Here is a 13,084-nt window from a genome sequence, read left to right on the forward strand (position 1 = left end):
TGGTTCTGTGTCATAATAAAACTATCGCTAAAAATATTAACTTGTCAGACTAATTAGAAAAAATACCAATTGGAGGCTTTTATAATGGATATGTTAACTTTTATGGAAAATCGCATTGATCAAATGGATTTTGCTGGAGATTTGAACATTAATTGGGATGGTGATATTCGTTCTTTTGAATTGGAAATTACCATGGTTGGCCAAACCAATGATCTGGAAATTGAAAATCAAGAGGGCGGCACGGCGGACCAAGAAGTGACTTACGATGACGCCTTATTAATTTATGACCAGAAAAAAGTTGATGGCTCCGAATACGCGGAGAATTATTTACAAATTATTCCCTTCAATGGTCGCCAAGGAATCGAACAAGCAACTTTAACGGGATTATTCAATTATTTAGAAACTTTATTAGATGACAGCATGAACGATTTCCTTGATTTCCTCGACCCAGAAATGACCGTGGCCACTTTCCAAATCAATTGGTCACAAACTGATTTCGAACAAGCCGTCCAAGAAGCAAAATTAGCTGGGGCAGCAGGTTATTTTACTTATCCAAAATATTAAGGAGTCGCGCTAATGGACTGGTGGCAAGTACGGGTTGATTGCACAAATGATCAAGTTGAAATTATTGCAAATGTTTTTGAAGATTTAGGAACTGGTGGCGTCCAAATTGCTGACCAGGAGACGACTGATTTCCAATTGGCGGCTGGTTGGCAAGCAGTGATTGCTTATTTACCTGCGTCTCGCGATTTAGCTAACTTCATGACAGCTTTACGCCAGCAACTGGCCAAATTGGCGACGGCTGGTTTGCTCAAGTCAGATTTACCTATCGCTACTAAGGACATTAATGAGGCTGATTGGCAAACAAGTTGGCAAGACTTTTACCAGCCGATTCAGCTTAGTCGCTATCTCACCATCGTGCCCCAATGGCAAAAGTATCAGCCAGCGTCGGCTACTGAACAGGTTGTCTATTTAAATCCCGGCAAGTCTTTTGGGACTGGTGCTCATACTACTAGTCAATTGGCGGCTGCGGCTTTGGAATTAACGCTTCGGCCGCACATGGCGGTTTTTGATGTGGGAACAGGTTCGGGAATTCTCAGTTTGTTGGCTTGGAAATTAGGCGCTGGCCGGATTGTGGCCACCGAAATTGATCAGCCATCGTTGACTTATACCCGAGATAATTTGGCTTTCAATCAGGCCGACAAGGCAATTGAATTACATCAGGGGAGTTTGCTGGAACCTGTTCGCGCCCAAGCCAACCTAATTGTTGCGAACATGTTGCCCGAAGCTTTATTGCCGCTAATTCCTCAACTAGATGCTCATTTGTTGCCTCAGGGCCAGATTATTTATACGGGTATTATTGCTGAGCAAGCTGAGAAAATGAAACAGGCATTAGTGGCGGCTGGTTTTGCAATTACTTTGACCATTAGTCAGAATCATTGGTATTGTTTCCGTGCTCAACGCCAAAGCGAGGTGGCTGACTAATGCAATTGGTTTTTGTCGAGCAAACATTAACAGCCGGGCAACTGGTTACATTAACGGCGGATCACTATCAGCATGTGATCCAAGTTCTGCGCCAAAAGGCTGGTGATGAGCTAGAAATCGTCGGGACTGATCAGCAAGGATTTTGCGGCGAGATCAAAACTATTACGACTGAAGAGAAATCGTTTACGGTGCAGCTCGCTGAGACACCTTTGGTCAACACCGAATTACCAGTTCAGGCGGAGGTTATTTGTGGGCTCCCCAAACGAGAAAAAACTGAATTAATTGTTCAAAAGGCAACTGAATTAGGTGCCAGTAAAATAATTTTCTTTGCTGGGCAGCGTTCAATTATGCGTTGGCGGCCGGAACAAGTCGGCAAGAAATTAGCGCGCTTGCAACAAATCGCGACGAGTGCTGCTGAACAATCCCACCGCCGCCAAATTCCGGAAGTGTTATATTGGCCCAATCTGCTGAAGTCATTACCAGCAGGCACTCATAATTTAGTGGCTTATGAAGAAGTGGTTAAAGGTCAGCGTGACACTGAATTAGGTCGGCAATTAAGCAGTTTGCAACAAGCCTTGTACACTGAACAAACCATTGAGCAGCAACCAGTCGTTCGTACAATTTTCGGTCCTGAAGGTGGCTTGACAGTTGCTGAAGTGGAGCAGTTGCAACAACAAGGCGTTCACTGTATTGGTTTAGGACCACGAATTTTGCGAACAGAGACGGCACCGCTTTATTTTCTAAGTAGTTTAAGTTATGCTATTGAGGTTGAAGCTTTTACAAAGTAAGCAATGCCAGGACTGTTCGTTAGGCATTTTATTATCACAAGAATAGGTGTGGATCATGACAAAACTGGGTAAATATTTTCCAAAAACAATTATTATTATTTTAGTGACAACATTGGTTGCTTGCTTTGGCCTACCATTACTTTCAACGTTAATTGGCATTTCCAAAGCACGCCGAATTTTATGGCTATTTTTAATTATTGACCCAATTTTGACCGCCGTTTTTGCTGCCATCATCAAGCGGCAAGCCTTACCAATCTGGTGGATTTTTTTATTCCCAGTGGTTTTCACGGCTAGTATTTGGTGGCGCTTTGCGAAATACAATTATTGGTTGGCCGGGGTCTTATTGGTGTTGAGCTTGATTTTTTATTTAGTGGTACCTGCGCAGCACGAACAACCAGTGAAATCTAAGCGCTCCTTTGGCGCCTAGTTACTGTTAGTTGCGCCTTGAAAACTTGGCAGTTGATATCTAAGTTAGGGATGAAATCATGTCGAAAGAACGAATTTTAACTCAAGATGAAGTTTGGCAAATTTGCCATGAATACATGAACGCTGATCATTTAGCGTTTATTCAGAAAGCTTATGATTTCGCTGCTTACGTTCATCGTGATCAGAAGCGTCAATCTGGGGAACCTTATATTGTTCATCCAATTCAGGTTGCCGGTATTTTAGCAGAGTTACATATGGATCCAGAGACGGTGGCCTCTGGTTATTTGCATGATGTGGTTGAGGACACCAATGTCACGCTAGGTGATGTTGAGGAACTCTTCGGTAAAGATGTGGCGATCATTGTTGATGGTGTCACCAAGCTTGGTAAGATCAAATATAAGTCCCATCAGGAACAGTTGGCCGAGAATCACCGTAAAATGTTATTGGCCATGGCCAAAGATTTACGCGTGATCATGGTCAAACTGGCGGATCGCTTGAATAATATGCGGACGTTACAGCATTTACGGCCTGATAAACAACGGCGGATCGCTGATGAGACTTTGGAGATCTATGCACCTTTAGCGGATCGCTTAGGTATTAGTCGGATCAAATGGGAATTGGAAGATATTTCCCTCCATTACTTGAATCCCCAACAATATTATCGGATCGTGCATTTGATGAATTCTAAACGTGGCGAGCGTGAGAGCTACATTTCCGAAGCGATTGTCGAAATCAAAGCGTCGATTGCCGACTTGCATTTGAATTATGAAATTTACGGTCGGCCGAAACATATTTATTCGATTTATAAGAAAATGCGTGATCAGCATAAACAATTCAGTGAGCTTTATGATTTGTTAGCGATTCGCGTGGTCGTTGACTCGATTAAGGATTGTTATGCGGTTTTAGGGGCAATTCATACCAAGTGGAAGCCATTACCTGGTCGCTTCAAAGATTATATTGCCATGCCCAAAGCTAATGGCTATCAATCTTTGCATACCACGGTGATTGGCCCCCAAGGCAAGCCCCTTGAAGTTCAGATTCGGACGCAAGAAATGCATGAAGTCGCTGAATATGGTGTGGCGGCACACTGGGCTTACAAGGAAGGCGTTCATGATCAGGTTCATTTGGATGCTTCTGGTCAGAAATTGGATATTTTTCGGGAAATTTTGGAAATCCAGGATGAATCCGTTGATGCCAAAGACTTTATGGAAAGCGTCAAAGGCGATATTTTCAGTGACCGGGTTTATGTGTTCACCCCACGTGGCGATGTCTACGAGTTACCGAAGGGTTCAGTGCCAATCGACTTTGCTTATTTAGTGCACACTGAAGTTGGTAATCACACAGTCGGTGCCAAGGTTAATGGAAAGATTGTGCCGCTTAATTATCAATTGAAAAACGGCGACATTGTCGAGATGATGACTTCCAGTTCAGCTTCACCAAGTAAAGACTGGACGGCGATTGCTTATACAAGTCGGGCGCGCAATAAGATTCGCCGTTTTTATAAGCAAAAAGAAAAAGATATTAATATTGAACGTGGTCAGGCACAGTTAGAGAAACAGTTGCTGGACGCTGGTTACAGTCCCAAGCAGTTCATGGACAAGGAACACATGGCGGTTGGTTTGTCGCGGTTTAATTTCAGCACTGAAGATGAATTACTGGGTGCGATTGGCTATGGTGAAATCTCCAGTCAAGTGGTCGCTAATCGCTTAACTGAACGGGAACGTAAAGAGAAAGAAGAAGCCGAGCAGAAACAGCGCGCTGAAGAAATTCTCTCAACCACCACGAAATCACCAACTAAACCAAGTAAAGAAACAACGGAAAAACTGAAGATCCAACATGAGGGCGGCGTGGTGATTCAAGGCGTCGACAATCTATTGATTCGCTTGGCCAAATGTTGTAACCCCGTTCCTGGCGATCCAATCGTTGGTTATGTGACCAAGGGCCGTGGTGTGACGATCCATCGTGCTGATTGTCCGAATATTGCTAATGAGCAAGAGTCGGCCCGACTGATTGAAGTCGAATGGGATGAAGTGGAAGACACGTCACAATCTTATTTGGCTAATTTGGAAATTTTTGGTTACAATCGCAGTGGTTTGTTGAACGATGTTTTGCAGACTCTGAATGCTGGTAGTAAGAATTTAAATAACGTTAATGGCCGGGTGGATCATAATAAGATGGCCAATATTTATGTAACTGTTGGTGTTCGCAATGCCCAACATTTGGATAAAATCATTGATAGTTTGAAGAATATTCCTGATGTTTATGAGGTCAAGCGGGCCCAAGGTTAAGATTGATAATTTGAGGTAGAGGGAGCTAGTATGCGAGTTACATTACAACGAGTAAAGTCAGCACAAGTAACAGTGGCCGGTCAAGAAATCGGCGCCATTCAGCAGGGGTTATTACTTTTCGTAGGGATTGCTCCTGATGACGACGCCATAATTGTCAGAAAAATGGCGCAAAAAATTGTTAAAATGCGAATTTTCGAAGATACAGATGGCAAAATGAATTTGAGCCTAGCACAAATTAACGGCCATATTTTGTCAATTTCCCAATTTACATTGTATGCTGACACGCGTAAGGGTAATCGACCTAGCTTCCAAGATGCTGCTCAACCAGCATTGGCGGAACAACTGTATCAAGAGTTTAATCGAGCGTTGACAAATGAATTAGGTCAGCCAGTGGCCACCGGTGAGTTTGGTGCTGATATGCAAATTACGGCGGTCAATGATGGTCCAGTCACGATTAATTTGGAGTTGCCGCATGCTTAAAAATTTGATTTGGGATTTTGATGGCACTTTATATGACACGTATCCAGTGATGTTAGATGCATTGCAGCAGACGGCGCAGGATTTTGGCATTACCGAGTTAACCAATGTGGATTTGTATCGGATGATGAAGTTAAAGTCAGTTCGCTTTGTGACCGATTACGTGCAACGAATTTATGATGTCGACCAACATGATTTCAGTGCGACTTATCATCGTTATGAACATGCCCGACAGTTACAGCCGCAACCATATCCTGGTGCTCAGGAAATTCTGGCTTTAATTTGCCAGCGTGGTGGCATGAATTTATTGGACACGCATCGTGATCAGCAAGCCCAAGAGTTTCTCCAACATGATGATTTGGTTCAGTATTTTACTGGTGGTATTACGGCCAGTGATGATTTTCCCCGGAAACCTGATCCCAGCGCGATTCTGGCCTTGCTTGAGCGTTATCAGCTCGATCCCCAAGAGACAGCGATGGTTGGTGATCGGCGCCTTGATATTCTGGCTGGCGTCAATGCTAAAATTCCGACGATTTATTTCAATGTGGATCATCTTTATGATGCGCCCCAAGCGACTTGGTCAATCAATCGCTTAACGGATATTCACTATATCCTATCAGAAACGATTTAAATGAGAAGTTCAGATAATTCACAGTGTTGTTGGATTAGCTGAACTTTTTTAAGTGAATTAATTTGGAGGTGGACTCTTGCAGCGAACTTTAAAAAAGCGTACGAAAATCATCCTGGCGATTTTACTAGGCTTGGTACTCATCATTATAGGTGGTTGGTTGGCATTGCAGGCCCAGATTTATCAACCAGCTCCTCAAGCCCAACAAGTCGCGCAAACTAAAGCGGAAACATCGGTTAAACAGGGCTTATTGTTTAAAGCCAAGCAGCCACAACAACCGCTGGTGATTTTTTATCCTGGTGCCTTTGTTGAACCGGCCAGTTACAGCAAGTCGGCCCAGCAAGTTGCTGCTGGTGGTCATACCGTTTATATTGCACGGTTCCCCTTAGATTTGGCCGTTCTGGGTGGTAATCGGGCCCAAAGTTATTTGCAGCAGGACCATGGCAGCAGTTATGTGATTGGCGGCCATTCTTTAGGCGGTGTCATGGCTAGCCGCTTCGCCAAGCAACAGACTGGCGCCCAATTGCAAGGCGTTTTCTTTTTAGCTAGTTATCCCGATGAGCGAGGGCGCTTGGACCAGACCAAATTGCCAGTGCTGTCATTAACCGCCAGTCGTGATGGTGTTTTGAATCAAGATAAATGGCAAGTGGCCCGTAAATATTTACCGAAAACAGCCCAATTTGCCACGATTAAAGGCGGAAATCATGCCGGCTTTGGTGATTATGGCCAGCAAAAAGGCGATCAAGCGGCAATTATTAGCAATCAAGTCCAGCAAGATTGGATTGCAACGGAATTATTAAAGTGGTTACAACAAATCAATTAAAGTCGTTGGTTAATAATAATTAGAGGAGAAATTAAAATGGCTAAACATTTTGAAATTAGTAAAGATCCTGATAATGATTTCCAAGGATTACGAATCAATATTGACGTACCAAGCTGGGTAACAATCACCGCCTTGGTTGGGATCGCTGGTTTGATTTGGCATCATCATGGGAAAAATAAATCTTAGTAAAGCTATTGAAACAGAATTGTGTCTGACTGCATTCTAGGTTGCTTGTCGTGGAATGTGGCTGACGCCAAGCTCCCTCCATTCCGTCTGGAGTTAAAATGGTACATTTAATTGTTGGTTGTAAGTTGAGGCAATACTAGCAAGATTCATTGGGTTAATTCAATCAGGAATAATATTTAAATAGCAAAAACGATGTGACGATTCTATTCTTAGTAGAGATGCTCACACCGTTTTTTTGTATAAAAATAGACCACCATGGGTCTATTTTTACTACTTCTAAACATTACGTTAAATGAATTACGCTTTCATTAACGACAATTATTTTTCGATTATGGTAGTTCGTCTGGTTAATTTGATCCTAGATTTATTTAAAGTAGGACGTCAGTGCATTAACCACATCGCTAGCTACCTTGTTCTGATAATCATTTTGCTGAATGTAACTGAAATCTTTCTTGGTGTTGATATAGCCAAGTTCTAGTAAAACAGCAGGGCGCTCATTATCACGGAGCACTTGGAAGTTGCCAAATTCAACGCCACGATTATCAAGTGGTAAATTGCTAAGTTGCTGGCTGATTAAATCGGCTAATTTCTTATCGCGATTATTGTGATAGTAGTAAGTTGTCACGCCAGAGGCTTCATTGGCATTTTCGCTGGAGTCAAAATGCAAACTGATGAAGGCATCGGCCTTTAATTTGTTGGAGGCTTGGGCCCGCGGTGCTAAATCAACGAAGGAATCATTACTGCGAGTTAGGACAACGTTGGCACCAGCCGCCCGTAACTTAGTGGCGACTTTTTGAGCGACCGCCAGCGTGTAGGTCTTTTCATATTGATTACTGCCTGAAAGGGCACCAGTATCGCTGCCACCATGACCAGGGTCAAGCACGATCGTCGCCTCAGCTAAATTAGAAGCAATTTTTGGCATCGTGTCGTCTTGCGTCTTTTTATCGGCAAGGGCAACGAGCCAACTAGCAACGTAGCCAGTTTGACCATTGCTGGCCTTGACTTGATACCATTGATTGACCGTTTTGACATAAGTCAGCGTGTCTTTAGCATTCAGCGTAGTGACGACACTAGCGGAAGCATTTGGCTCCGCGCGTAGTGGGGTGCCGTCAGAATCGACGACAACGACTTGGTCAGAACTATTAGTGGCATTTGAATTGCCAGTGTTAGTAGTCTTCGCATCACTTTCGACTTGGTCAGTTAATTTAACCTTATCTTGGGCGATCCAAGCCACCGAATCATCATGCTTAATTTGATACCAGCCATCTTCTTGATACAAAACAGCTATTTTATCGCCTGCATTTAATTGAGCCAGAGGATTGGTGGTTTGCCCCTTGCTGGCATAAATCGGCGTCGCGCCAGCATTGACCAAACCAATCTGGTTGCTGGTAGCACTGACTTCCGTATTCTTGATCAGCCAACTGGCCACCCAACCAACTTCGGTATTGCTGAGACGAACCTCATACCACTCATTGCGTTCGCCAATCACGGTCAATCGTTGGCCTTTATTCACTTGAGCAGTCACATCATAAGCCAAGCCAGGGCCCTTACGAATATTTAAAACGTTTGCTTGAACCACAACCTGATTACTATTTGCCAAAACAAAGGTGGCTCCGATTGAGGTCATAATTGCCAGGACCACAATAATTAAAATGCGCCAACGCCAGACTTTATGTAAAAATGGTTTCATCCTATTCAGTCCTTTAAATTCCTAAATTAACTTGACGCTAAAAAAATGGTCAATAACTGAATTAATTTTACCACGTAACTAGTCATAATAGGGTAAATAGGTCGGTAAAACTGGTAACTTTTAATAATTATTCCTTCGTAGAATCGAAATTTTTGACGAATTTTTTGGTTTTAAACGGTTTAGCGTTCAAACCTGAATGGAATTAAGTCGCTCCTTAGTTGAGAACGGCAGGGGCCCAGCGATTTAGAGGGCGTGGAACATGGTGGACATCGATCTGAGCTTATTGCTGCGCAACAATCTCAAATACAAGCCTTATTCTAACCGCTAAAGCGGCAAGAATAATTTCACCATTGACGCCAATCGCTGGGCCCCTGCCTAGATGAAGTAGTTCAATTCAGTACCACTGGTAGAAAAGCAGATTGATGTAAACTAATAGCTTGATTGACAAGTTTTCTGGATTTCAGCAATTATTAAACAAGGTATTTTTTCACGCCAAATTTTTATTCTTGTTGTTTATAATGTATTAATAGACTAATTGAGTAGACCTATCCCGCTATAATTGCCTTAAGCATAAACAAAGTGTAGTAAACTAAATTAGCTCCAGACGGCGTGGAAGGATCTTGGCGTCAGCCGCCAAATTGTTCTTAGTGGCTGGGCCACTTAGAACAAGACCTGTATTGATGACAATTTGATTTGTAATTGGCATCAATCAGTGTTGGCCGCGTTCCACGCCAAGCAGCCTGGAACAGAGTCAGACGCCATTCTGTTTTAATATCCATTCTTTAGTACGTTTAGTACGAAGTGGGAACAATAATTCGAAAATCTAAAATACTGTCGTCAGTCACAGCAATTCACTGTTAGTAACGATTTTCCCTTGACTTTCAGAAAACTGCCGTGTACATTTAAGAAGAATACAAAAACCGATGATAAATGAGAAGTAGCTTATTACAGAGACTGACCAGCGCTGAGAGGTTAGACCAAGTGAAATGACCATTTTGAGGTTGAGCTAGCAATAGCTCCGTCCATAAGACGTTATCCAATGAGTATTAATTAAGGTGGTACCGTGCCGTGAGCACCCTTATCGAAAACAACGATAGGGGTGTTTTTTATTTTGATAAAAGGAAGTGCTTACATGCGTTATCAAAAGCCAAAAGGAACTGCAGATATTCTGCCAGCTGAATCGCATCAATGGCAGTACGTTGAAAATAAGGCCCAAGAAATTTTCTCAACTTATGATTTTCATGAAATTCGGACGCCAATTTTCGAATCATATGATGTTTTTGAACGCTCATCTGGTGAAAGTTCAGATGTCGTTTCCAAGGAAATGTATGATTTCGATGATAAAGGTGGCCGCCACATTGCCTTACGTCCAGAAGGAACTGCCGGGGTTGTTCGGGCTTATGTTGAAAATAAGTTATTTGGGCCAGAACAAGTGAAGCCTTACAAAGTTTATTATCACGGGCCAATGTTCCGTTATGAGCGACCACAATCAGGTCGTTTACGTCAATTCCATCAAATTGGGGTTGAAGCCTTCGGTGCTAGTTCACCAGCTTTAGATGTTGAAGTTATTAGCATGGCTTTAGAATTCTTGCGGAGCTTAAAATTATCCGGCTTGAAATTAGCTATCAATAGTTTAGGTGATAGTGAGACGCGTGAGAAATATCATCAAGCTTTGGTTGATTATTTAACGCCATTAGCTGATCAATTAAGCGAAGACTCCCAGCGACGCTTGCAAACGAATCCCCTACGAATTTTAGATAGCAAAGATGCTCATGATCAAGAATTAGTCGCTGATGCACCAAGCATTATTGACTATTTGACACCGGAATCTCAGGCACATTTTGCAGCCGTTAAAGCGGGGCTAGCTGGTTTAGGAATTGATTATGAAGTTGATTCCACGATGGTTCGGGGCTTGGATTATTATACTGATACGATTTTTGAAATTATGGTCAAATCACCAGCCTTCAATAATTCAGAAATGACGGTCATTGCTGGTGGCCGTTACGATGGTTTGGTTGAAGAATTTGGCGGTCCTGCTGAGCCAGGAATTGGTTTCGGCATTGGTGTTGAGCGTTTATTATTACTTTTAGACCAAGACCAAATGCCAGTTCAACCAAAATTGGACTTTTACTTAGCTAAAGTTGGCGATGATGTGCAAGTGCCAGCTTTACGGATTTTGCAAGAGATTCGGCGTTGTGGCTTTAGCGCCGATCAAGATTATTTGGATCGTAAAATCAAGGGACAGTTCAAATCAGCAACCCGCTTGGACGCTCGCTTCGTGATTACCGTTGGCGAAAGCGAATTGGCTAGTGGTGAAGTGCCAGTCAAGGACCTAGCTACTGGCGAACAGGTGCAAGTCAAGTTAACTGATTTGGAAAATGATTTTCAAGCAGTTTATCAACAATTAATGCAGCAATTTGGGGGCAAACAATAATGATTAAACGCACGACTTATAGTGGTTTAGTAGATGAGAAATATTTAGGTCAAGAAATTGACTTGGCTGGCTGGGTGCAAAAACGCCGCGATTTAGGTAACTTGATTTTCGTTGATCTTCGTGATCGCGAAGGTATCGTTCAATTGGTTTTCAGTCAAGCAATTAATGGCGATGCTTTAGCAGTTGCTGAAGAATTGCGGAGTGAATATGTCATCAGTGTTCATGGTAAAGTTGCCGCTCGTGGTGAAAAAGCCATCAATCCTAATATGAAGACTGGTAAAGTCGAAGTTGAAGTAACTGAAATTAAGATTCTCAATAAAGCAAAAACACCACCATTTGATATTGAAGACAACGTTAATGCCTCTGAAGATACGAAATTGAAGTATCGTTATTTGGATTTGCGTCGTCCGGAAATGATGAAAGCTATTCGCACTCGGGCTCAAATTATGAAGTCGGCCCATCATTTCTTAGATGATAATGATTTCATTGAAATCGAAACGCCTGATTTAACGAAATCAACGCCTGAAGGTGCCCGCGATTACTTGGTACCATCACGGGTTTATCCAGGTAGCTTCTATGCGTTACCGCAATCACCACAATTATTCAAGGAATTATTAATGAGTTCTGGTTTTGATCGTTATTATCAGATTGCGCGTTGCTTCCGTGATGAAGATTTACGTGGTGATCGTCAGCCTGAATTTACCCAAATTGATATTGAAACCAGTTTCCTCGATGCCACTCAAATTCAAACGTTGACAGAAGGTTTAATTGCCCAAGTCATGCACGATGAAAAGGGCATCGACGTGAAGTTGCCATTCCCACGAATTACTTGGGATGACGCCCAAGCTCGTTTTGGCTCTGATAAACCCGATTTACGTTATGGGATGGAACTTCAAGATTTAAGTGACTACTTTAAAGACAGCAGTTTCAAAGTCTTTGAACAAGCGATTGCTGACGGTGGTCAAGTGAAGGCGATTGTCGCCCCACAAGCAGCTGCTAAGTATTCTCGTAAGAAAATCGAAGCCATGCAAGATTACATCAAGCGTTTTGGCGCTAAGGGTTTGGCTTGGGTCAAAGTTGAAGACGGAACTGTTGCAGGTCCCGTGGCTAAATTCTTAAAGGATGACAGTGCAACTTTACTTGAAAAATTAGCGGCTAAAGATGGCGATTTGATCCTGTTTGTGGCTGCAAGTAAGAAAGTTGTTGCTGACAGCTTAGGTTACTTGCGGACCTTCTTGGCTAAGGAATTAGATCTGATTCCTGACAATCAATTTGCTTTCACTTGGGTTGTTGATTGGCCATTATTCGAATATGACGAAGGCGACCAACACTGGATCGCCGCTCACCATCCATTCACGATGCCAAATGAAGAGGACGTTCACTTATTAGATACTAATCCTCATGCGGCTCATGCCCAAAGCTATGATATTGTGTTGAACGGTTATGAATTAGGTGGCGGTTCAATTCGTATTCATGATCGGGAAATCCAAGAGAAGATGTTGAAAGCTTTGGACTTCATACCTGAACGGGCTCAAGCACAATTTGGTTTCTTATTGGATGCCATGAATTATGGCTTCCCACCACTTGGCGGTTTAGCAATTGGCTTGGATCGGTTCGCAATGTTATTATCTGGGCGCGACAATATTCGTGACGTGATTGCCTTTCCTAAGAATTCCAAAGCCACTGAACCAATGACGGCCGCACCTTCACGGGTCGCAGCCAACCAGTTGGCTGAATTGGGTTTGGACGTTGATGCCAGCGCTGAAAAAGCAGCCGAAGATGCTGACGCCAACAAGTAATTTAAATTTGAAACTAACTACCTGATTAATCTTGGTAGCAAAAAGCGGACAAATTCGAAT

At 42.8% G+C, this 13,084-nt stretch carries 12 protein-coding genes; 11 read left to right on the forward strand and 1 reads right to left on the reverse strand.

What is annotated here, in order from left to right; translation table 11 throughout:
- Window positions 1-84: 84 nt before the first annotated feature.
- The 9 genes from EKM82_RS00385 to EKM82_RS11140 all read left to right on the forward strand — a co-directional run bounded on the left by EKM82_RS00385 (window position 85) and on the right by EKM82_RS11140 (window position 7,101).
- Window positions 85-564 carry a DUF3013 family protein gene (locus EKM82_RS00385; protein WP_125766354.1) on the forward strand — a complete coding sequence of 160 codons (480 nt, stop codon included), beginning with the start codon at window positions 85-87 and terminating at the stop codon, window positions 562-564.
- Between the two features lie 12 nt (window positions 565-576).
- Window positions 577-1,485, forward strand: a complete 909-nt coding sequence (locus EKM82_RS00390) for a 50S ribosomal protein L11 methyltransferase (protein WP_125766355.1) — start codon at window positions 577-579, stop codon at window positions 1,483-1,485.
- Window positions 1,485-2,273 (forward strand): RsmE family RNA methyltransferase, encoded by a 789-nt coding sequence (locus tag EKM82_RS00395; protein ID WP_125766356.1) that lies wholly within the window; start codon window positions 1,485-1,487, stop codon window positions 2,271-2,273. Before EKM82_RS00390 ends, EKM82_RS00395 begins: the two co-directional genes overlap by 1 nt.
- 55 nt (window positions 2,274-2,328) lie before the next feature.
- Window positions 2,329-2,700: a hypothetical protein gene (locus tag EKM82_RS00400; RefSeq protein ID WP_125766357.1), complete on the forward strand. Its 372-nt coding sequence runs from the start codon at window positions 2,329-2,331 to the stop codon at window positions 2,698-2,700.
- A gap of 58 nt (window positions 2,701-2,758) precedes the next feature.
- Complete coding sequence (locus EKM82_RS00405) at window positions 2,759-4,987, forward strand: RelA/SpoT family protein (protein WP_125766358.1); 2,229 nt, start codon at window positions 2,759-2,761, stop codon at window positions 4,985-4,987.
- Window positions 4,988-5,017: 30 nt separating this feature from the next.
- A complete protein-coding gene (gene dtd, locus EKM82_RS00410; RefSeq protein ID WP_125766359.1) occupies window positions 5,018-5,467 on the forward strand; it encodes a D-aminoacyl-tRNA deacylase in 450 nt (149 codons plus the stop codon).
- On the forward strand, window positions 5,460-6,095 hold the full coding sequence (locus EKM82_RS00415) for an HAD hydrolase-like protein (RefSeq protein ID WP_164508018.1): 636 nt from the start codon (window positions 5,460-5,462) through the stop codon (window positions 6,093-6,095). The genes dtd and EKM82_RS00415 overlap by 8 nt, the downstream gene beginning before the upstream one ends.
- A 76-nt stretch (window positions 6,096-6,171) precedes the next feature.
- A complete protein-coding gene (locus EKM82_RS00420) occupies window positions 6,172-6,915 on the forward strand; it encodes an alpha/beta hydrolase (RefSeq protein WP_225419621.1) in 744 nt (247 codons plus the stop codon).
- A gap of 36 nt (window positions 6,916-6,951) precedes the next feature.
- Window positions 6,952-7,101, forward strand: a complete 150-nt coding sequence (locus tag EKM82_RS11140; protein WP_164508019.1) for a hypothetical protein — start codon at window positions 6,952-6,954, stop codon at window positions 7,099-7,101.
- A 364-nt stretch (window positions 7,102-7,465) separates the two neighbouring features.
- On the opposite strand, the gene EKM82_RS00425 is transcribed toward EKM82_RS11140, so the two are convergent.
- Window positions 7,466-8,791 (reverse strand): N-acetylmuramoyl-L-alanine amidase, encoded by a 1,326-nt coding sequence (locus EKM82_RS00425; protein ID WP_125766361.1) that lies wholly within the window; start codon window positions 8,789-8,791, stop codon window positions 7,466-7,468.
- A gap of 1,132 nt (window positions 8,792-9,923) precedes the next feature.
- Here EKM82_RS00425 and hisS point away from each other — a divergent pair.
- Window positions 9,924-11,225: a histidine--tRNA ligase gene (gene hisS / locus EKM82_RS00430; protein WP_125766362.1), complete on the forward strand. Its 1,302-nt coding sequence runs from the start codon at window positions 9,924-9,926 to the stop codon at window positions 11,223-11,225.
- Window positions 11,225-13,024 carry an aspartate--tRNA ligase gene (aspS, locus tag EKM82_RS00435; protein WP_125766363.1) on the forward strand — a complete coding sequence of 600 codons (1,800 nt, stop codon included), beginning with the start codon at window positions 11,225-11,227 and terminating at the stop codon, window positions 13,022-13,024. The genes hisS and aspS overlap by 1 nt, the downstream gene beginning before the upstream one ends.
- Window positions 13,025-13,084: the final 60 nt, after the last annotated feature.

It is taken from the genome of Lapidilactobacillus wuchangensis (genome assembly GCF_003946645.1).
Taxonomy (GTDB): Bacteria; Bacillota; Bacilli; order Lactobacillales; family Lactobacillaceae; genus Lapidilactobacillus; species Lapidilactobacillus wuchangensis.